This window comes from Rugamonas brunnea, assembly GCF_014042345.1.
Classification (GTDB): Bacteria; Pseudomonadota; Gammaproteobacteria; order Burkholderiales; family Burkholderiaceae_D; genus Rugamonas; species Rugamonas brunnea.
Window position 1 is genome coordinate 79,547 of record NZ_JACEZT010000019.1, and the last position, 20,738, is coordinate 100,284.

The 20,738-nt window shown below is 65.9% G+C and carries 19 protein-coding genes and 1 rRNA gene; 7 read left to right on the forward strand and 13 right to left on the reverse strand.

From position 1 onward, the window contains the following. Window positions 1–6: 6 nt before the first annotated feature. On the reverse strand, window positions 7–1,512 hold the full coding sequence (locus H3H37_RS22360) for a DUF1800 domain-containing protein (protein ID WP_182166681.1): 1,506 nt from the start codon (window positions 1,510–1,512) through the stop codon (window positions 7–9). Window positions 1,513–1,937: 425 nt separating this feature from the next. Between H3H37_RS22360 and H3H37_RS22365 the strand changes: the two genes are divergently transcribed. The 5 genes from H3H37_RS22365 (at window position 1,938) to H3H37_RS22385 (ending at window position 7,583) form a co-directional block, all read left to right on the forward strand. After that, window positions 1,938–3,134, forward strand: coding sequence for a cytochrome C (locus tag H3H37_RS22365; protein WP_311197576.1), 1,197 nt, complete (start codon window positions 1,938–1,940; stop codon window positions 3,132–3,134). After that, the gene (locus H3H37_RS22370; protein ID WP_229218979.1) at window positions 3,134–3,811 is read left to right on the forward strand and encodes a c-type cytochrome; all 678 of its coding nucleotides are present in this window, start codon (window positions 3,134–3,136) and stop codon (window positions 3,809–3,811) included. Before H3H37_RS22365 ends, H3H37_RS22370 begins: the two co-directional genes overlap by 1 nt. 240 nt (window positions 3,812–4,051) lie before the next feature. Then, window positions 4,052–5,359 carry an ABC transporter substrate-binding protein gene (locus H3H37_RS22375; RefSeq protein WP_182166683.1) on the forward strand — a complete coding sequence of 436 codons (1,308 nt, stop codon included), beginning with the start codon at window positions 4,052–4,054 and terminating at the stop codon, window positions 5,357–5,359. Window positions 5,360–5,380: 21 nt separating this feature from the next. Then, a complete protein-coding gene (locus H3H37_RS22380; protein WP_182166685.1) occupies window positions 5,381–7,108 on the forward strand; it encodes a GGDEF domain-containing protein in 1,728 nt (575 codons plus the stop codon). A gap of 274 nt (window positions 7,109–7,382) precedes the next feature. After that, window positions 7,383–7,583 carry a hypothetical protein gene (locus tag H3H37_RS22385; protein ID WP_182166687.1) on the forward strand — a complete coding sequence of 67 codons (201 nt, stop codon included), beginning with the start codon at window positions 7,383–7,385 and terminating at the stop codon, window positions 7,581–7,583. Between the two features lie 25 nt (window positions 7,584–7,608). On the opposite strand, the gene H3H37_RS22390 is transcribed toward H3H37_RS22385, so the two are convergent. Both H3H37_RS22390 and H3H37_RS22395 read right to left on the reverse strand, forming a co-directional pair. Continuing rightward, the gene (locus H3H37_RS22390) at window positions 7,609–8,316 is read right to left on the reverse strand and encodes an Hpt domain-containing protein (RefSeq protein ID WP_229218980.1); all 708 of its coding nucleotides are present in this window, start codon (window positions 8,314–8,316) and stop codon (window positions 7,609–7,611) included. 31 nt (window positions 8,317–8,347) lie between these two features. Then, entirely contained in the window at window positions 8,348–9,307 is a 960-nt protein-coding gene (locus H3H37_RS22395) for a CAP domain-containing protein (RefSeq protein WP_182166689.1), read from the reverse strand. Window positions 9,308–9,538: 231 nt separating this feature from the next. On the opposite strand from H3H37_RS22395, the gene pssA reads away from it, so the two are divergent. Further along, the gene (gene pssA, locus H3H37_RS22400; RefSeq protein WP_182166728.1) at window positions 9,539–10,294 is read left to right on the forward strand and encodes a CDP-diacylglycerol--serine O-phosphatidyltransferase; all 756 of its coding nucleotides are present in this window, start codon (window positions 9,539–9,541) and stop codon (window positions 10,292–10,294) included. Between the two features lie 88 nt (window positions 10,295–10,382). On the opposite strand, the gene H3H37_RS22405 is transcribed toward pssA, so the two are convergent. The 10 genes from H3H37_RS22405 to H3H37_RS22450 form a co-directional block, all read right to left on the reverse strand. Further along, the gene (locus H3H37_RS22405) at window positions 10,383–11,309 is read right to left on the reverse strand and encodes an aldo/keto reductase (protein ID WP_182166691.1); all 927 of its coding nucleotides are present in this window, start codon (window positions 11,307–11,309) and stop codon (window positions 10,383–10,385) included. 190 nt (window positions 11,310–11,499) lie between these two features. Further along, the gene (locus H3H37_RS22410) at window positions 11,500–12,645 is read right to left on the reverse strand and encodes a D-alanyl-D-alanine carboxypeptidase family protein (protein ID WP_182166693.1); all 1,146 of its coding nucleotides are present in this window, start codon (window positions 12,643–12,645) and stop codon (window positions 11,500–11,502) included. Window positions 12,646–12,710: 65 nt separating this feature from the next. Continuing rightward, the gene (locus H3H37_RS22415; RefSeq protein WP_182166695.1) at window positions 12,711–13,364 is read right to left on the reverse strand and encodes an alpha/beta hydrolase; all 654 of its coding nucleotides are present in this window, start codon (window positions 13,362–13,364) and stop codon (window positions 12,711–12,713) included. 14 nt (window positions 13,365–13,378) lie between these two features. Then, a complete protein-coding gene (locus tag H3H37_RS22420; protein ID WP_182151911.1) occupies window positions 13,379–13,696 on the reverse strand; it encodes a (2Fe-2S) ferredoxin domain-containing protein in 318 nt (105 codons plus the stop codon). Window positions 13,697–13,780: 84 nt separating this feature from the next. Further along, window positions 13,781–14,992: a VanZ family protein gene (locus H3H37_RS22425; RefSeq protein ID WP_182166697.1), complete on the reverse strand. Its 1,212-nt coding sequence runs from the start codon at window positions 14,990–14,992 to the stop codon at window positions 13,781–13,783. 51 nt (window positions 14,993–15,043) lie between these two features. Then, the gene (locus H3H37_RS22430) at window positions 15,044–15,655 is read right to left on the reverse strand and encodes an ABC-type transport auxiliary lipoprotein family protein (RefSeq protein ID WP_182166699.1); all 612 of its coding nucleotides are present in this window, start codon (window positions 15,653–15,655) and stop codon (window positions 15,044–15,046) included. An 11-nt stretch (window positions 15,656–15,666) separates the two neighbouring features. Next, the gene (locus H3H37_RS22435; protein ID WP_182166701.1) at window positions 15,667–16,605 is read right to left on the reverse strand and encodes an MlaD family protein; all 939 of its coding nucleotides are present in this window, start codon (window positions 16,603–16,605) and stop codon (window positions 15,667–15,669) included. 30 nt (window positions 16,606–16,635) lie between these two features. Continuing rightward, window positions 16,636–17,523 carry an ABC transporter ATP-binding protein gene (locus H3H37_RS22440; RefSeq protein WP_182166703.1) on the reverse strand — a complete coding sequence of 296 codons (888 nt, stop codon included), beginning with the start codon at window positions 17,521–17,523 and terminating at the stop codon, window positions 16,636–16,638. After that, entirely contained in the window at window positions 17,523–18,638 is a 1,116-nt protein-coding gene (locus H3H37_RS22445; RefSeq protein ID WP_182166705.1) for an MlaE family ABC transporter permease, read from the reverse strand. The genes H3H37_RS22440 and H3H37_RS22445 overlap by 1 nt, the downstream gene beginning before the upstream one ends. Window positions 18,639–18,701: 63 nt before the next feature. Further along, entirely contained in the window at window positions 18,702–20,216 is a 1,515-nt protein-coding gene (locus H3H37_RS22450) for a B12-binding domain-containing radical SAM protein (RefSeq protein WP_182166707.1), read from the reverse strand. A 411-nt stretch (window positions 20,217–20,627) separates the two neighbouring features. Between H3H37_RS22450 and H3H37_RS22455 the strand changes: the two genes are divergently transcribed. Next, window positions 20,628–20,738: ribosomal RNA gene (locus H3H37_RS22455) — 16S ribosomal RNA — on the forward strand; the annotation flags it as partial.

The window sequence follows — 20,738 nt, forward strand, 5'->3', positions numbered from 1 at the left end:
GTTCCTTCAGCGGTACATCATGTCCGGCGCGGACAGCAGGAAGCTGTTCCACTCCTGCGGCGAGGTGGCTTGTTCCAGCGCGTGCCGCGTGCCCGCCGCGAGGCGGCTTTCGATGGACTGGTAGTACAGCGCATTGGCCAGCTGGGGGAAGGCCGGCTGTTCCTGCGGTTGCGGTCCGTCCGTCTTGAACAGGCCAGCGTTGCCGGTGCCGATGGCGCGCGCGATCTCGAAGCGCACGTTGAGCTGACCGGGGCTGTCCCATGCGGCGGCCGTGAGCGGATAGCCGTCCGGCGTCTGCTTGCCATACGGCGGCTGGCCCATACGGTTGAGCCAGTTCAGCATGGGGCCGGCGTTGAGGATGGTCTTGTCGCCGTAAGCGAGGCGCACGGCGGAGACCACGTAATGCACGGGGTCCTTGAACTGGTGGCCCAGCGAGGCGTGGAATTCCGCGCTGGTGAACAGCACGCGCAGCACGGCGGCGATATCGCCGTCGCTGGCGGTGAAGGTGGCGGCCATGCGCTGCACCAGCGCACCCGGCGGCGCGTCGCCCACCCAGAACGCGGCCAGCTTGCGGCTGATGAAGCGCGCCGTCGATGGATGACGCGCCAGGCGGTCGAGCGCTTCGTCCACTTCGGCCAGGCCGCGGCCATGCACGGGCTGGCCGAGCAGGACTTTGTCGCCATAGTCGTGGCGTTCGGGATTGAATTCGAACAGGCCCTGGTGCCGGTATTGCGCCTGCCGCTCGCGCCGGACCCTGGGCTCCGTGGTGCCCAGGTTGACGCCCACGCCGGTGAGGATGCACGCCAGTTCCTGCACGTCGCGCTGGCTGTAGCCGCCATCCACACCCAGCGTGTGCAGTTCCATCAGCTCGCGCGCGTAGTTCTCGTTGAGGTGGCCGGCCGCGTTCTGCTCATTGTCCAGGTAGCGCAGCATGGCGGGGTGGTAGACGGTGGCGGCCAGCAAGTCGCGGAATTTGCCCAGCGCGCGCGGGCGGATCGCGCGGTCCTCGTAATCGCCCAGCATCAGGCGCAGGTTGTGCTTGTACTGGTGGACGTTGAAGTGGTTGACCCAGAACCACGTCATCTGCTCCTGCACCTGGTCGGAGGAATACAGGTCGCGCAGCAGGGAGCGGGTGGCCGCTTCGCGCGCGAGACGGTTCAGTTCATCCTGGTAGGCCTTCTGGGCCGCCTTCTTGTCCTCGTCGCCGACGATCTTGTCGGCGTCCTTGCGGCGCTGTTCGAGGTCGCGGTTCAGGTCTTCGAGCGGGCGGCGGCTGATCGTCATCGCGTCGATCCGGGCTTGCACGGCGGCCGGCAGGCGCGCCGGCGCCGGGTGCAGCTGGGCGGCTATCCACGCGTCGAGGCCTTGGGTGCGCACGGCGTGCAGGTCGGCGCCATTCAACCCCCAGGTCAGGCGGTTGACCACGCGCGCATCGTCCGCAACGTCGGCCGGAGTGGGCGGCACGGCGGCGCAGCCAGTCAGCACCAGCAGGCACAGGCAGAGTTTCTTCATGTACACACTCTACCGCGTCCATGGCGCCGTGTCGTGCGGGCCTGCAACGAATTGTAACGACATGCCGCCGCATGACCGGCAACTTTGTTGCTTCCACGGCCGGTCTGGCGTGATTTTGATCTGCGTCAATCAAATTATTGACATAGCTCGGTATAACTTCATTCAGATAGTTCTTGCATGCGCGCAATTTTTTCTGCGTCGCTTGTATGGTGTGCCGTTCCTGCCCGGGCCAGGACGTAATTCCTGCCGGGCAGCCCCCGTTCGTATCCACATCCTGGAGAAACCACGTGAACATCGCCAGCCTTTTTTCCATACGCAACCTGCGGTGCCGCTATCGGGCGGCACTCCTGTTGATCCCGCTATTGTGCGGTTCGCACAGCGCGCAAGCTTTGCCCGCTTTTGCCCGTCAGACCGGGCAGAACTGCGTGGCCTGCCACGCCGGCGGCCAGTTCCCGGAACTGACCAGTTATGGCCGGCTGTTCAAGATGACCGGTTACACCATCGGCAGCAGGGCGGTTCCCTTGTCGGCCATGGGGGTGTTCAGCTACACCAAGAGTTCCTCGCCGACCGATGACGCGGCGTTCGCCAAGGATGCCGCCGCGCTGTTCCAGACCGGCAGCGTATTCGTCGCCGGCAAGGTCACCGAGAACGTCGGCGTGTTCGCGCAGGCGACCTATAACAACTACGACAACCAGAATCCCGACAGCAATAAGTGGCAAGGCAAATGGGGTTCGGACAACATCGAGGTGCGTTATGCCGACCGCTTGATCGATGACAACCGTGACTTGATCCTGGGCCTGACGATCAACAATAATCCATCCCTGGCCGATCCCTGGAACAGCGCGCCGGCGTGGATGCAATATGTTCCCACCCAATTTGGCGTGACCGGCCCCGATGCCGCCCCCATCGTGTCCCAGTTGGGCGCGCAGGCTGCGGGTATCGCCGGCTACGCGTTCTGGAACCAGACCTTCTACGCCGAACTGGCGGGCTATCAGACCGCCAACCGGATGTGGTCCTTCCTCAGCCAGGGGACCAAGGATGCCGACCAGGTCAAGCTGCAGGGCACCAATCCTTACCTGCGCCTCGCGCTCAGCCACGACTGGGGGCCGCATAGCGCCATGGTCGGGGTGATGGCGATGCATGCCAACATCTATCCGGACAATCTGGACCCGTCCGGCCCCACCATCCATTATCGCGACCGCGGCATCGACGCCCAGTACCAATACCTGCTCGATCCCCATGCCGCCACGGTGCAACTGAGCTATATCGCGGAATCGATCGACAACGGCGACGTGGCCGGCATTGCGGCCAACCCGGGGAACACGCTCAAGCAATTGAAAGTCAAGGGCAGCTATGTGTACCGGGCGCGCTACGGCGGCAGCCTGAGCTACTTCAGCACCACGGGCAGCTCCGACACGACGCTGTATCCGGACGCCGCCAGCAACCCCGATACGCGCGGCTGGGTGCCTGAGGTGTTCTGGACACCGGTGCAATATGTGCGCGTGGGCGCGCAGTATTACCACTTCAACCGTTTCCATGGGGCCACCGCGAACTATGACGGCGCGGGGCGTAATCCGAGTGGCAACAACACCCTGTTCGTCTACTTGTGGGGAGCATACTGATGACCGCCTTCTCGTCCTTGCGCCCGGTTGCGGGCGCCACGCTGGCATGGATGCTGGCCGCCGGCGCTGTCGCCAGCCTGACCGCCTGCTCGTCGGTGGAACGGTCGCGTTCGCTGAGCGATACCACCGTCTCGGCCCGTACCATCGCCACCCAGGTCTGCTCGAATTGCCACGGCATGCACGGCGTGTCGACCTCGCCCAATTTCCCCCACCTGGCGGCGCAATCGCCGGCCTACCTGGAGGGACAGTTGCGAGCGTTCCGCAGCCATGGCCGCGCCGATCCCGCCGGCTTTGAATACATGTGGGGCATCAGCGCCAGGTTGACCGACCAGCAGATCGCCGACCTGGGCACGTACTACGCCCAACAACCGGCGCCCGGCGGGCATTCCAGCAACGCCGCGCTCGAGCAGCGCGGCCAGGCCATTTTCGCCAACGGCGTCAGCGCTAACGGCGTGCCGGCCTGCGCATCGTGCCACGGCGCGCACGGGGAGGGCATGGGCGCGTTCCCGCGCCTGGCCGGCCAGCACGCCGACTATGTCTCGAAGCAGCTGGCGGTATTCCAGCGCACGGACCAGCGTCCGGAGGGGGCTGTCATGAAGACGGTGGCCCATGCGTTGAGCAAGGACGATATCGTTTGCCTGTCCCTGTACGTGGCGTCCATCAAGCCGGGTGGCTGAGGATGGTGCCGGCACGGCGGCCCTTGTCCCGGCCGCCGTGGCCGGAACTTGTGTCGCCCTGTCCGGTCCCATGTTGCAATACGTTGTTTCTTGGCTTTTTTGATACCTGAAACTCCAACACTTCCGGCTTTGTAGTAACCTCAACATTATGGGATGTGTCTCAATGGAAATTAAAGTGGGCTGACCGTAATGATCCCCTGGCACGGGGTGGAGAGTCGGCCCCACGCTGGGGTAGCACGGATGAGGGAACGATCGACACCATCGCGCTGGACGGGGCTGCTCGCCCCGCTATTGCTGTTGCTGGCGCTGGCCGGCTGCAGCGATGACAGCCAGGTATCGGCGCCGTCCGCGACGGCCGGCGCGGCCCCCACCACCATCACGGCCCTGGTCTGGGCCCCCGACTGGCCCAAGGAGATGCATGACGTGGCGGCCGCCTTCAGCCGCGAGCATCCCGATATCCGGGTTGATGTGCAATTCATGATCGGCAATTCGGTCGAGGAAAACCTCAAGCCCAAGGTGGCGGCCAACCAGTTGCCCGACCTGATCTCGATCAACCCCAATGCCTACGCGGCCAGCCTGGCCGAACAGGGCGTGCTGGCCGAAGTGGGCCAGACGGCCGCTTGGAGCAACATGCTGGACCTGCTCAAGCCCGACTGGACCAGCGCCGGCGGCAAGCACTTTGGCGTGGCCGGCGGCGTGGCCGCCACCGTCATCTACTACAACAAGACCATGTTCCGCGACGCCGGCATCAGCCGCCTGCCGCAGAACTTCGAGGAATTCCTGGCCGTGTGCGCGCAGTTGAAGAAAGCCGGCTACACGCCGCTGGTGCTCGACGGCGGTTTCCCCAACATGCTGGGCAACGGCCCGTTCAGCCATGGCTTCGCCAACCTTGTGGCGGCCAACCGGCCGGACTGGCGCGCGGCGCTGGCCAACGGCAGCCTGGATCTGGACACGGCCGCCGGCGCCGACATCTTCGGCCGCATCAAGCTGCTGGCCGCGCGCGGCTATGTGCAGCCCGACTATCTGAACACCGGCTACGACGAAGGTATCCGCCTGTTCACGGCCGGGCGCGCAGCCATGGCGTTCGAGGGTACGTGGGCGGCGGGCCGGCTGATGGTGGGCAAGCGCGATGAGGTGGGCGTGTTCATCCCGCCCTGGAATGCGCCCGGCAAGCTGGCCGTGCCCGTGGTCGGCAGCGAGACCGGATTCGCCGTCTGCAATACCCGCCATCGCGCGGCGGCCATGCAGTTGCTCGATTACCTGGTCGGCAAGGGTTTTGTGATCCAGCAGAACGCGCGCCGCAACATCCCGCCCATGAAGCAGTTGCCGGGCCGGATGGTGACCGATCCCCAGATCACCGCCTATATCCGCGAGGTGAGCGCCTATCCGCAGGTGGTGCCGCCGTATTACGTGTTCCTGCCCGCGTCGACCATCGAGCAGTTGCACCCGCTGCTGCAGGACGTCCTGGCCGGCAAGACCTCGCCGCGCGACGCGGCCCGTCAGCTCGACCGCTCGCTGCGCGCCGAAGCGCGCGGCGGCGCGCACTGATCTCACCACCGGGAACGCGGCATGCGACGCCTGATCGCCCTGTACCTGCCCGCGCTGCTGCGCAAGATCGCCATCCGCTACCGGCTGCTGGCCTCGTTCATCCTGATCTCGCTGACGCCGTTGCTGGTGTCGGGCTACATTTCGTATGCCGAGTCGAGTAAGGCGATCGAGCAGAAGACCCGGCTGTTCACCACGGAAGTGGTCAAGCAGATCGCCAAGAACGTGCAGCTGCGCATGGCCGAGATCGAGTCGGACAGCGAGACGCTGGTGCTGTCCGATCCCGTGCAGTACGCGCTGGCCCGCTATGCGCTCGACAATCCCGAGGACAAGGGCCGGGCGCGCGCGGCCCTGACCAAGATCCTGCTCGACAGCTACGGCTCGTTCCAGGATTTCGGCCAGAAGTATTTCCTGGACCGCGACAACCACGTGCTCGATCCGCAAGTGTTCGCGCAACTGGGGCGCGGCGTGGTGGAATTCAGCGCGGCTGCCCGGGCCAGCCAGCGCCGCGTGGTGTGGGGTGCGCTGGAGCTGTGGGATGGACAGAAGAGCATCGCCATGGTGCGCCAGATCTACTCCAAGAACGAAAACCGTTTGATGGGCGGCCTGTTGCTGGGCGTGCGGGCGGCCCGCTTCGCCGCCATCTTCGACAACGCCAGCCTGGGTGCGGGCAGCGACATCTTCATCGTCGACGCGCGCGACGGCACCGTGCTGGTACAGCGGCGCGAACCGGCTGCCGCGGTGTCGGCCGCGCCGGCCCTGCTGGAACAACTGGCCGCCAGCCTGCGCGGCAGCGAGCAAAGCGGCTTCCTGGCCTACCAGCGGACGGTGGCGGAAGGCCATCCGCCGGCCGGTTACTTCGCCGTCTACACCCAGGTGCCCAACACCAGCTGGTACGTGGTCAGCACGCTGCCCAACCAGTTGCTGCTGGCCGAAGCGCAGGCGGTGCGCAAGGAGATCGTGCTGATCGGCCTGATCTGCTTCTGCGGCGCGCTGGTGCTGGCCTACGTGGTGGCGCGCAGTATCTCTATGCCGCTGGAGCGGCTGGCCGGCGCCATGCGCGCCACCCGTACCGGCGACTATGGCCAGCGCGTGGAGTATGAGGGCCGCGACGAACTGGCGCTGCTGTCGCAAAAATTCAATGAGATGGCGGCTAACATCAGCCAGACGCACGAGCAGCTCGAAAGCCGGGTGGCCGAGCGCACGCGCGACCTGGAGCAGGCCAACCTCAAGCTGGCGGCCCTCACCATGACGGACCCGCTGACGGGCATCGCCAACCGGCGCCGCTTCGACGACATGCTGGCCTTGGAGCTGCACCGGGCAGCCCGCTGTTCCCATCCGCTGGCGCTGCTGATGATCGACGTCGATTTCTTCAAGAGCTACAACGACCACTACGGCCACCAGGAGGGCGACAGTTGCCTGCGCAAGGTGGCCGCGCTGTTGCAGACGCACGCGCGCCGCGCCAGCGACCTGGCGGCCCGCTACGGCGGCGAGGAATTCGTGATGCTGGCGGCCGACACCGACGTCGACGCGGCGCTGGCGCTGGCCGAGCAGGTGCGGCAGGCGCTGGAGTCGCTGCACCTGCCGCACGCGCTGTCGCCCATTGGCTGGGTCAGCATCAGCGTGGGGGTGGCGGTGCAGGTGCCGGACGAACTGCAAACGCCGGAGCTGTTCCTGCGCATGGCCGACAAGGCCATGTACCGGGCCAAGGAGCAGGGCCGCAACCAGGTGGTGCTGGCCGGGCGCAAGTGAGGCCGGCGCGGCTGGCGCACTGCCCCGGTGCTATCGGCGACGCCATTTCCATTGAAAAATATTTTCCTGCCGAAATCCCCGGTGCGGCCCGTTTGTGCAGGGGCTGCGCACTGTGCGCGGCGTCGGATTTTTACCGATTCGCCGGATCAGGTGGTGGCCTGGAAGCTGTTATGATAGGTCACAACGCGGGGCTGTTTGCGCATGATCATGCCCGCCGACGTCCGCTGACGTAACCTGCTGGTAGACCTGTGTACTGCCGCGAAAGGAGGGAGCCTTGGAACCGAAACCAGACAGCGTGCCAGATGACGGGGCCGAGCGCCCGCCACCCACGCTTTCCCCCGCCGCGCGGGCGCGCCAGTTGTTGCCGCCCAAGGGTGCCTGCTGGTATTGCGACAAGCCGCTCGACAGCGTGCGCCGCTTCTGCGGCAAGGAATGCGCCGACGCCTTCGACGAAGAAAAGGAATATACGCGCTGAGTCGCCCGGCTTGGGCATGCCGGCACTAGAGGTGCGGCGCGAGCGCCGCCAGTGCCGCTTCGAAGTCGAACTGGTGGGCGGCTGCCGCCACCCGCTGGTAGCGTTCAACACCCAGCCGCGCCGCCAGCGACGACGCTGATTGTTCCAGCACGTCGAGCGCGGCGCCATCCCCGATGTCGAGCAGGCTGGCCAGCCGCGCCAGCACGGCGTCATTGGCCACCGGCCCGGTCGGATCATTCGGCATGCCAGCCAAGGTCGGCGCCGGCGCAGCCCCGTCCTTGGCCCCGACTCCGACCCTGACTCCAGCCCTAGCTTCGGCCCCGGCTGCGGCTTCGACTTCGGCCCCGGCCCCGGCTCCGGCCGATGCCGTCAGCGCTTCAGTGTCCAACAGGGTCTCGATGCTCGCCAGCAGCGCGCACAAGGCCTCATCCAGTAGCAGCACGGTTTCCGTGCAGGCCGCCGCCGGCAGGTGGCAGGCCGGCTCCAGCGCGGCAGCCAGCTGGCACACGGCGCGTGCGCCTATCATGCCGGCCGCGCCGCGCAGCATGTGCACGCGGGGCCGCAGCGTGGCCAGGCTATTGCCGGCCAGCGCCAGGCGCAATTGCAGGCCCAGACCACAGTAATCATCGCGGAAGCGGTGCAGCAATTGCAGGTAAAGCGCGCGGTCGCCCATCACCCGATCCAGCCCGTCACTCACGCACAGGCTGGCCGTATCGCGCGAGGAGAGTAACAAACCTGCTACGCCGGGGATGTTCATCGATGCGCTAGCGCGTGGTGAACGACCAGCTGCGCGACAGGGGCACGCCATCCACGGCGCCGCTGAACGCCACGTCATAGGTGGTGCCCGATTGCAGGACGGCCAGCGGCACGATGGCGGCGGCCGACGTGGGGGTTTCGGTATCCGTCGCATGGCTCAGCAGGCGGGTGGCCAGCGGCGCGCCGCCGTGAGGACGCACGGTGAAGCTCTGCACCGTCATCGTGGTCGTGATATCGGCATGCATGCTGATCGGGTAGCCCACCTCGTTCAGGTCGGGCACGGGGTCCGGCGTCTCGTTATTGCTCAGGAAGCTGGTCGGCACGTTGGTCTGGCCATTGACCGGGTAGCCCACCGCGCGCCCGCCACCGAGACCGAGACCATAGCCATTGTTGGCCGCCATGTCGCACGTGAAGTAGGAATAGCCGCCCGACCCGAGCGCGGCGCCGGTGCCCATTTCCTTGAACACCGGTTCGAACATGACGAAGCGGTGGTAGATGGCCGTCACCAGTTCCTCGGCCAGCACGAAGCCGGAGGTGCTGTTGGTGGCGGAGATGATCTCGCCATAGGCATAGGGCCGCACCAGCACGTAGCCGGCGTTGGCCAGCCGGTCGGCCAGCGTGGCGCCGGTGAAGCCGGGCAGACCGGGCGTCTGGATATGGGTGACCGTGTTGTTGATGCGCTGGTAGTCGGCGTGGCCCTGGGCCGCCGTCGTGAGCATGCTGTTGCGCGACAGGACGGCCACGCCAAGTTGGGCGCGGCGGAAATTGATCCAGTTGAAGCCATCGAGCGCCGCGTCGCCAGTGAGTCCCGGCGCGCCGGGTTCGGCCTGCAGGTTGGCGCCGCTGGCTGGCGGGGTGGTGCTGCCACTGCTGCTGGCGCTGCCGCCGCCACCACCGCCGCACGCGGCCAGCGCCAGGGTCAGGCTGAGTACCGCGAACGGGAGATGCCAACGTGGACGGCTTTGCATGGAGAGCTCCTGTGTCGTTATCCGGGCCGCCGCTGGGGACCAGCCCGCTTATGGATCGATTCTAAGTCAACTCCGGCCGCGCCGCACCCGATATGCGCAATCGCGTGCGCGGGCCGGCGTGCCGCGTGCCGGCGGGGCGGGTTAAAATAGTCCGCCGCCATCCCGGTGGCGCTCCATCGTCGCTCTTACTGGAATACGCCTGATTTGACTTCCTTACCACACCGTCCGCGCCTGCAGCGCGCCAAGTTCGCCTTGCCCAGTTTCGTCACGCTGCTGTCGATCGCCTGCGGCTTCGGCAGCATCGTCATCTCCGTCGACAACGCCTTCATTGGCAACGCCCACGATTACCGGCTGGCCGCCGTGCTGCTGGTGCTGGCCGGCGTGTTCGACGCGCTCGACGGCATGGTGGCGCGCGCCACCGGCACCAGCTCGGACTTCGGCATGCAGCTCGACTCCATCGCCGACGTGATGAACTTCGGCTGCGCGCCCGGCTTGCTGCTGTACTGCTATGGCTTCGTGCAGCTCGGTGCGCACCAGCCCACGCTGCTGCGCCTGGGCGGCATGGCCAGCTTCTTCTTCGTCGCCTGCGGCGCCCTGCGCCTGGCCCGCTTCAACGTCAACGTGGGCCGCACCGATCCGCGCTACTTCGTCGGCATCCCCATCACGGCGGGCGCGGCCTGCGTGGCGTCGGTGGTGGTGGCCTGGCCCGACCCGCCCACCGGCACCCTGCAGGCCGTCATGCTGGCGCTGCTGTTGTTCGCCGTCGGCGGGCTGATGGTATCGACCATCCGCTTCCCCAGCACCAAGCAAAAGAAAAGCAAGGCGGCGCTGGTGCTGTTGCTGGTCAACCTGGCCTTGCTGGCGTGGTTGCAGACGGTGTTCTTCGTGCTGTTCTTCGCCGTTTACATCGCCGCCACCTTGGCGCTGAACCTGGGCTGGAAGCTGGGCTGGCGCGGCATCGCCCCCCCGGCCGTCTACAACGACTGAAATTCACAACCGGGGTCAGGTCATACCATCAAGCAACTTGCGTGCAGATTGCTTGATGGTATGACCTGACCCCGGTTTGTTGTTTGCCTCAGGCCACCTCGTGCCCGCGCGCGGCGCGCAGGATCTCGAACCACTGGCTGCGGCTCAGGCTGAACTGGGTGGCGCGCACGGCGTCGACGATGGCGTCGATGCGGCCGCTGCCCGTCAGCGGCAGCGGCCGCGATGGCAGTTGCATGATCCACGCGAACACCACGCTGGCGAACGGCTGTTGCAGTTCGTCGGCGATGCGCTGCACCACGGCGCGCACGCGCTCGCCAGCCGCGTCGCCGCCGTTGAACAGGCGGCCGCCGGCCAGCGGTGACCACACCATGGGCCGCACGCCCTGGTCCTGCAGACCATCGAAGGTGTCATCGAATAGCGGCGCCACGTGCAGCGGCGAGCATTCGACCTGGTTGGTGGCCAGCGGCACGCGCCGGTTCAGGCATTCGAACTGGTGGCGGCTGAAGTTGGACACGCCGAAGTGGCGCACCTTGCCCTGCAGCCGCAGCCGGCTGAAGGTGCCGGCGATCTCGTCAAAATCCATCAGCGGATCGGGCCGGTGGATCAGCAGCAGGTCCAGGTAGTCCGTGCCCAGCGCCTTGAGCGATTGCTCGACCGAGGCCGTGATGTGGGCGGCGCTGGTGTCGTAATGCTGGATGGTGTGCCCGGGCCGGGCCGGCGACACCAGCTTGATGCCGCACTTGCTCACCAGTTGCATGCGCGCGCGCAGCGACGGCTGCAAGGCCAGCGCTTCGCCGAACAGGGCTTCGACGCCGTAGTCGCCATAGATGTCGGCATGGTCGAAGCTGGTCACGCCCAGCGCCATGCAGCGCTTGATCAGGGTCAGACGCTGTTGCGGCGTCAGGTTCCAGGCGCCCATGCGCCACATGCCGGCCACCACGCGCGACAGCGTGGGGCCGTTGTTGCTGGTGACGATGGAGGGGCACAGCAGACCGACGGGCGGTTCGTAGTTCATGGCGGGCTTTCGGGCGTGGGAGGATAGGGGATACATTCCTTTTTGCAAGTAGTATTGTTACACGACTACTAGGCCCGGGTGGCACATTTTGCCTTTTAGCGACCTCGACCGTTGCAAGCACCGCATAGAGCAAAAGACAATAAACAAAAGTCCACCGAAGTGGACTTTTGTTCATCGGGATGGCGGTAGATTACTTCATCCAGAGGCGGATCGAATCCCAGGCGCGGCCGAAGATGGAAGCCTGGTTCACCGGCTCCAGCGCCACCACGGGCAGTTCCAGCAGCGGCTTGCCGTCGACCAGCATCTTGAGCGTGCCGACGCGGCTGTTCTCGGCCAGCGGGGCCACCAGCGGGTCCTTGCGTTCGAGCAGCGGCTTCATCTTGCCGGCCACGCCCTTGGGCACGGTCACCAGCACGTCGTTGGGGAAGCCGATCTTGACGGTGCCCTTGGAGCCCTTCCAGATTTCCGGGGTGGCGATGGCCTGGCCCTTGGAGTACAGCTTGACCGTGTCGAAGTTCTGGAAGCCCCAGTTCAGCAGCTTCTGGCTTTCCTGGGTGCGCGCGCTGTCGGAGTTGGTGCCCAGCACCACGGCGATCAGGCGGCGCTCGCTGGCGCCGTTGGGACGGTGGGCCGAGGCGATCATGCAGAAGCCGGCCGCTTCGGTGTGGCCCGTCTTCATACCGTCCACGGTCGGGTCCAGCCACAGCAGGCGGTTGCGGTTCTGCTGGGTGATCTTGTTGTAGGTGAAGCTCTTGACCGAGTCGATCTTGTAGAACTCGGGGTAGTCCTGGATCACGTGCTTGGCCAGCACCGACAAGTCCTGCGCCGTCGAGTAGTTCTCGGGGCTGGGCAGGCCGTGCGGGTTGGCGAAGTGGGTCGAGGTCAGGCCCATGCGCTGCGCTTCGCGGTTCATCATCACCACGAAGGCCGACTCGTCGCCGGCCACGGCTTCGGCCAGGGCCACGGCCGCGTCGTTACCGGATTGCACCATCAGGCCGTACAGCAGGTCGTTGACCTTGACCGGGGTGGCCGGGTCGATGAACATCTTCGAGCTGCTCGAATCGACTTTCCACGCGTGGGTGGAGACGTTGACCATCTGGTTCAGGTCCAGCTTCTTGTCCTTGACGGCGGCGAAGGTCAGGTAGGCCGTCATGATCTTGGTCAGCGAGGCCGGCTCGATGCGGGCGTTGGGGTCTTGCGAGGCGATGATCTGGCCGCTGGTGGCATCCAGCAGCAGCCACGATTTGGCGGCGATGGTGGGCGGCGGCAGCGTCTGGGCGACGGCGGCGGTCATCATCAACACACTGGTGGCCAGTGCGGCGAATAATTTTTTCATGTTGCGTATCGGGTGTCTAAGTTGGGGGACGGGCGGCCTGCAAAAGGCGCGCCCATTATAGGGCTTCAAGCCGCCGTCGCGGTGTCCTGTTCCGGCCGCGTGTGCCACAGCTGGCTGACCCAGCCTTTGATGTGCTGCAGCTTGCGGTGGAAGAAGTGGTCGGCGCCGGGGATCACGATCACGGGCAAGTCCTGCGGACGGGCCCAGTCGAACACATCCTTCAGGGGAATGGTTTCGTCCAGCTCGCCGTGGATGACGATGGTGTCGGCCGGGACCTTGGCCACGTCCCACTTGCCGGCCGCCGTGCCGATCATGACCAGCCGCTCGGCCGGGGCGCCGGCCGCCACCAGTTGTTCCTGCAGGCGTCCCATCACGAAGGTGCCGAACGAGAAGCCGGACAGGGCCACGGGCAAGCCCGGGTAGCGTTGCTGCATGTATTGGAGCAGCACGGCCATGTCGTCGGTCTCGCCGTGGCCGTGGTCGTGTTCGCCTTCGGAGGCGCCCACGCCGCGGAAGTTGATCCGCGCCGCCACATAGCCGAGGCCGACGAAGGTGCGGGCCAGGGTCTGGGCCACCTTGTTGTCCATGGTGCCGCCGTACAGCGGGTGCGGGTGGGCCACCAGGGCGATGCCGCGCGGGGTCTGCTTGGGAAAGTCGATCAGGCCTTCCATCAGGCCGGCGCCGCCTTGCAGCGTGAATTTTTCAGAGTTCTTGTTCATGTGAATCAGGGAGTTCAGATTTTCAGACGTTCCACCACTTTGCCGTTGACCAGGTGGCTGTCGACGATTTCATCGATGTCGGCCGTGTCGACGTAGGTGTACCACGTGCCTTCGGGATAGACCACCAGCACCGGGCCTTCGTCGCAGCGGTCCAGGCAGCCGGCCTGGTTGATGCGGACCTTGCCGGCGCCGTTGATGTCCAGTTCCTTGCAGCGCTTCTTGGCGTGCTTCTGGGCCGCGATGGCGTTGTGGTCGCTGCAGCAGGGGCGGCCGTCGTCGCGCTGGTTCACGCAGAAGAAGACGTGGCGTTGGTAATACAGGTCGTCGCTCATGGCAATCTCGGGTTGGTTGGCGTTAGTTGGCATTGGTGGGCAGCCGATATGATACCCGCGATCGCGGCCTCATGCGGGCCGCCGTCACTGGCGCTGCTGGCCGTGCGCGGGCAGCCACAGGTACCAGACCGTGAAGAACGGCCACAGCAGCGAGAGGAATTGGGCCGCGCCGTTGAAGTTGAGGAACTTCCCTTGCACCCAGGTTTGCAGCGTGGCGACGAAATACGGGTTGGCCGGCGTGGTGTTGACGATGAGCAGGCTCAGCAGCAAAGTCAGGGCCGCCAGCCGGCGCTGCGCCACGTGCGGCGCGAACGCCAGGCCGGCCAGCATGATGGCGCCGATCAGCAAGCCCCCTTCGGCGCCCGGCGTGACCCACACGAAGGCGTTCTCGGGCGAGAACAGCAGCGCCGTGGCCAGCGCCTTGACGACGATGGCCGCGCCCACCAGCGCCGCCACCAGCGTGGCGCGCGGCGCCGGCCGGCGCAGCAGGCAGAGCAGCGTGAGCGCCGCGCCCACCATGCCGCAGGCCGTGATGATGGTCTCGGACAGCCAGTATTGTTCCACCGTCAGCGTGGCCACGGGGCGCAGCCAGGCGCCCAGGTCGATCTCCGTGTCCAGCAGCTCGGACAGCCATTCGGACAGGATGGGCAGCAACTGGCCGTGGCCGAACAGGAAGCTTTGCGGATAGATCTGCGCCAGCGGCCACAGGGCCAGCAGCACCAGGCCCTGGCTGGCCTGCGGCGCGAACCAGCGCCGCCGCAACTGGTACAACTGGCTCTGGTCCAGCAGGCGGCGCACGGTGAGCACGCCGATCAGCGCGCCCAGGCTGCAACCGGCCGCGTTGGTGTAGAAGTCCAGGTTGGACGAGACGCGGCTGGGCAAATAGGTCTGCACGGCCTCCATCAGGCCGGACAGCAGTACGCCGCTGGCGCTGGCCAGCAGCCAGGCGGCCAGCCGCGTGACGCGCGGGTACAGCGCGTACACGATCAGGGTGCCGAGCGGGACGTAGCCGACCACGTTGGTGATGGCGTCGAACTTGGTCCAGTAACGGGGCAGCTCGATATGTTCGAGGAAGATCAACGGCGACAGGCCGTGGTTCTGCCAGCCCGAGAACGGATACCAGCTGGCGTACACGATCAGCAGCACGTAGGCCAGCAACGCCGCGCGCGCCAGCGCCGAGCTGCGCCCGGCCGTGGCGGCGGGCGCGCTCGCCGCTTCCGGCGCATGGCCAGCAGCCTGCCCCGGCGCTTGCGTCAGCCTCGGATCGGATGCTGGTGGATCGGCTTGTCGATTCATTGTCGCGTCATCGCCTGGTTATCGCTACTTTATCGCCGCGCCATCGCTGCGTTATTGCTGCGGCAGCGCGGCCAGCCAGGCCAGCAGGTCGGCGGCCAGTGCGTCGCTGGCGTCGGCCAGCGCATGGGCGCCGCCGGCCGCGTCGGCGCTGGGCGCGGGACTGCTGCGCTGGAAGGTGCGCTGGTCCACCAGCCGGTGGTTGCGGAACAGCGAGGCGCGCATGGCCAGCGCTCCGTTACTTTGGGTGGCGCTGGTGAAGTTCTGCGCGAAGTCGTCCAGTTCCAGCCGCAGCATGGGGGCGCCGCTGCCCACGTCGGTCGAGGTCAGCACCTTGACGCCGGCCTGCGCCAGGCGCGCCTTGATGCGCTGGGTCAGCAGCTGCGGCGGCGTGCTGGTCCACTGGTTGTAGGCGTACGGGCGGGCTTGGCGCGCGTCCGCATACAGCAGCCGGTATTGCATGCGCTCGGAGTCGAGCGCGGGCGGGCCGTCCACGTCGGCCACGATCAGGGCCGGCAGCGGCGCGGACGCAGGCGCAGCTGCGGCCGTGGCCTGGGGCAGCGGGCCGAAGTCGTACAAGGTGGTGGTGGTGCGGCCGCCGCTGCTGGCGCAGGCGCTCAGCAGCAATGGGACGGCCAGTGCGGCCAGGCGGGAAAGGTGGGTCATCGCGGGGCTCCTCATTTGGCCGGTGCCGTGAAGCCGTCTTCGCCGGGGCCGGGCGGGGTGCCGGGCGCGCCAAACAGCAGGCTTTGCGGACGTTCATTGAGCTTGTTCATGGTGTTCTTCAAGGCCCGCATCGACGAGCGCGATTCGTCGGTCAGCGAGATCACGTGCGGCAGGGCGTCCATCTCGACGCCGCTGGTGACCGCTTCCACCGACAGGCCGACCCGGTCCACCGTCCCGCTCATGCGCGCCAGCGGCCCGTCGGGGGCCTGCAGGCTGGTGGTCAGGCGGCGCGCGTCGTTGGCCAGCGCAGTCACCGATTGCAGTGCGCCGTGGGCCTGGTCGGCCAGCGCGGGCAGGCGTTCAATGGTCGGCTGCAGTTGTTCCGGCAGCGCGCCGTATGCCTTGGCGGCGGCGCTGATGTCGCTGAAGGCGGACAGCATGACGCGCTGGTTGGCAGGGCTGAGCAGCGCGTTCAGGCGGTCGGCCGCCTGTTCGGCTTGCGACAGGATTTGCTTGCCCCGCTTTTCCAGCTGGTCGAAGAAGCCTGGGCGCAGCGGGATGCGGGTGGGATTGTCGGCGTTGGTGCCCAGCAGCGGCGAGCCGACCTTGTCGTCGTCCAGCTGCACGTAAGCGATGCCCGTCACGCCCTGGTAGCCCAGCGTGGCGAAGGTGGTCTTGGTGATGGGCGCATCCGGGTTGATGCTCAGGGTGACGAGGATCTGGCCCGTCACCTTGGGGTCGAAGCCGATGCTGGCCACTTTGCCGACCTGCAGGCCACGGTAGCGCACCTGCGCCTGCGGATTCAGGCCGGGCACGGGTTGGGTGGTGGCCAGCTGGTAGGGCACGCGCTCGATGCGGTCGCGGTTGAACCAGAGGCCGAACAGCACGGCCGCGATCACCAGCGTGATCGTGAAGAAGCCTGTCATGAGTGCGTGCGATCTGTTTTCCATGGATGCTCCGATGCGCGTGCAGTGTCCCGCTCAGTGTTGGTTCAGTGGTTGCTCTGGCGCGGCCTTGGGCTGCGGCGGGGACGAGTCGAGCGCTTCCAGCGCGCGGCGGCCGCGGTCGCCCAGGAAGAACTCCTTGATGAATGGGTGGTCGATCTTCAGCAGCTCGCGCGTAGGGCCGATGGCGATCACGTGTTTTTCGGCCAGCACGGCGATGCGGGTCGACAGTGCGAACAGCGTGTCCAGGTCGTGGGTGACCATCACCACGGTCAGCCCCAGTTCGCGGTGCAGCGATTTGATCAGGGCGACGAAGCTTTCCGACAGGTCTGGATCGAGGCCGGCCGTCGGCTCGTCTAGGAACAGCAGCTGCGGTTCCAGTGCCAGCGCGCGCGCCAGCGCCACCCGCTTGACCATGCCGCCGGACAGGTCGGACGGCATCTTGTCCGCGTGTTCCGGCCCCAGCCCGACCATGTTCATCTTCAGCAGCACCACGTCGCGCACCAGGTCTTCCGGGATCTTGTGCAGTTCGCGCAGGGGCTGGGCGATGTTCTCGAACACGGTCAGGGCCGAATACAGCGCGCCCTGCTGGAACAGCATGCCCCAGTGGTTGCGCAGCTTTTGCAGCTGGCCCGCATCGACCTCGCTGATGTCCTCGCCGAACACGCGCACGCAGCCGCGCGCGGGGTGTTCCAGGCCCAGCATCTGGCGCAGCAGCACCGTCTTGCCGGTGCCGGAGCCGCCCACGATGGACAGGATTTCGCCAGCCTGTATGGCCAGGTTCAAGTCCTGGTGCACGACGGTGCGGCCGAACTTGGTCCACAGGCCGGTGATCTCCACCACGGGCACGCTGCCATCAAGTTTCAGCACGCCCGTGTTGGGCGCGCCGCAGTTGGAGGTGGCGGTTGGCAGGTTCGCGTCCATCAGTACCCCACGCCGTTGAACAGGATCGCGAACACGGCGTCGGCCAGGATCACGACGGTGATGGCGGTGACCACCGAGGTGGTGGTGCCACGCCCCAGGCTTTCCGTGTTGGGTTTGATGCGCAGGCCGAAGTGGCAGGCCACCAGCGCAATCAGCACGCCGAACACGGCGCCTTTGCCCAGGCCGATCATGTAGTTCGCCAGCGGCACGGCGTCCGGCAATTTTTCGATGAAATAGTACGGCGACAGGTGCAGCTCCACGTTGGCCGATACCATGCCGCCGATCAGCGCCATCACGTCGGTCCAGATCACCAGCAGCGGCATGCAGATGGCCAGCGCGAGCACCTTGGGCAGGATCAGGCGGAAGCCGTGCGAGATGCCCATCACCAGCATGGCGTCCAGTTCCTCTGTCACCCGCATCACGCCCAGTTGCGCCGTGATCGAGGAGCCGGAGCGGCCAGCCACCAGGATCGCCGCCAGCAGCGGCCCCAGTTCGCGGATGATGCTCATGCCCAGCAGGTTGACCAGGTAGATGTCGCCGCCGAAGTTGCGCAGCTGCTGGGCCGACAGGTAGGACAGCACCACCCCGATCAGGAAGCCGACCAGCGCCGTGATGCCCAGCGCCTGCGGACCGGCGTGGAAGATGTTGGCCGAGATTTCGCGCCACGGGCCGCGCAGCGGATGGCGCGCGAAGCGGACCATGTCCTGCGTGACGGCGCCCACCAGCGAGATCATGCCGCGCAGGTGTTCGAAAAACTGCATCATCGCGAAGCCGAGCACCATGACGGAGGTCAGGCGCTGCTTGCGCGGGGCTTTCAGTTCCAGGTTGCCGGCTGCCTCCAGCCGTTTGAAGAATTCTTCCTGCCCGGGCGCCAATCGCAGCGAGGCGGGACGGGTCTTGCCCCAGGCGTTCCATAGCAGCTGGGCGCCGATGTGGTCCATGCTGTCAATGGCCGTCAGGTCCCATGTGATCTGGGCCTTGCCCTTCAGGGAATTGAGCTGGCCGGTGAGGGTATGCATCGCGCCGCCCAGCGTGAGTGCGTGGACTTGCCAGGTGCCGGCGGCTGTGGCGGCGCCGGAATCGAGAGTGAGGGTGGGCTCTGGGACGGAGGGCATGACGCCAGTTTAAGGGAGTTTGGACAGGACCGCCACCGCTGTCGCCTGCGGTCCCATGGCGATTCAGGCCGCCAGGTGGCGCGCCTGGCGCTGTGGCGCAGCCGTTTCGGCCCGTGCTGCGGGGGTGTTGGCGACGGACGGCTTGAGGCGGGAGCCCGATTCGTTGCGGCCGGCGTAGTCGCTCGCCAGCAGTTCGTCGGCCGCCGCTTTGCTCATGCCGCGCGTCTGCAGCCACTTCGATACCATCGCAGCGAGGCGGTCGAGGGCGATGCGATGGGTGGCGTCCGTGTTCGCATACAGCCAGTCGGAGAAGGCCATGAAGTTTTCAAACGCGGATTCGCCCAGCAGCACCGGCAAGGTGTGCGCGAAGCGGCCCGAGTTGGCCACCAGGTCCCAGTAACGGGCGAAGCGCACCAGGCGCTGCATGGTGGGGAAGTCGATGTCCTTGTTGGCCAGGATGGTGTAGGGCGCGTAGGGCTCGAATACCAGGCCATACGCTTCCGTGTGGCGGATGATCGGTGTGCCGCGCAGCCGCTTCAGGATGCCGAACTGGATCTCGTGCGGCTGGAGCGACCACAAATGGTTAAAGCCGCGCGCAAAGCTGGCGACGTCCTCGCCGGGCAGGCCGGCGATCAGGTCCACGTGCATGTGGGCGTGCGATTGGGTGGTCAGCCAGCGGATGTTGTCGGCCGCCTTCTGGTTGTCCTGCTTGCGGCTGACGAGGGTTTGCACCTCGGGATTGAAGCTCTGGATGCCAATTTCGAACTGCAGCGCACCGGGCGGGAACTTGCTGATGCCTTCCTTGAGCGCGTCGGGCAGGTGGTCGGGCACCAGTTCGAAGTGGGCGTAGACCGGATCGTCGGGATGGGCGGCCAGCTTATCGAGGAAGAACTGCATGATCTTCAGGCTGGTCTTGATGTTCAGGTTGAAGGTGCGGTCGACGAACTTGAACAGGCGGGCGCCGCGCGCATGCAGTCCTTCCAGCTCGGCGAGGAAGGCGTCGAGGTTGAACGGCCATGCCGTCTTGTCCAGGGCAGACAGGCAGAACTCGCACTTGAATGGGCAACCGCGTGACGCTTCCACGTAGATGGTGCGGTTCTTGATGTCGTCGTCGCTGTAGAGCGAATATGGCAGCTTGATTTCGGCCATCGGCGGCTGGACGCCGGCGTGGATCTTCATCAGCGGCTTGGGGCCGTGCAGGATCTCTCCGCACAGCTTGGGGAAGGTAACGTCGCCCCAACCGGTGATCAGGTAGTCGGCCAGTTGGACAATCTGCTGTTCGCCTGGTTCATGCGAGACTTCTGGTCCGCCCAGTACGACCACGACCTGCGGCGCCACGCGTTTGAGCATGGCCACCACTTTGGTCGTCTCCTCGACGTTCCATATATAGATGCCGAAACCGACGATGCGCGGCTGGTGTGCCAGGATGCGTTCCACGACCTCGGTGGTCTTGGCGCCGATGACGAACTCCTGCAGCCTTGTCTGTTCCTGCAACGGCCCCATGTTGGCCAGCAGGTAGCGCAGGCCCAGCGAAGCGTGGGTGTAGCGGGCGTTGAGGGTGGTAAGCAGGATGGTCATGACAGCGGTGTGGATCGGTGAAACCGCTATTTTACGCTGCCGGCCTTGCCAGCCATGCCGGCTCTTTGCTATAGTTCGGTCCCTCGCGAAACGATGCATCTGAAGTGCAAGTTAAGCGGGAAAAACGAGGGGTTGACGACTTATACGAAACACTGCATAATCTCGCTTCTCTGCTGACGAACAAAACGCTTCGCAGCATGCAGTACCGAATAAGGTTCTTTAACAATTCACAGTCGATAAGTGTGGACGTTTGATGGAAGTGCACGCGGAGCTCGTCTCCGCGATACTTAAAATATCAAATGTTCACAAGAAGTAATGAAATAGGCGCTTCGAAAGAAGTGGCCTGTCAGTATTTTGAGTGAGCGACCCGCTAGCAATAGCGGTGCGAGAAATCGCAAACAAACAGAGATTAAACTGAAGAGTTTGATCCTGGCTCAGATTGAACGCTGGCGGCATGCCTTACACATGCAAGTCGAACGGCAGCGCGGGGCAACCTGGCGGCGAGTGGCGAACGGGTGAGTA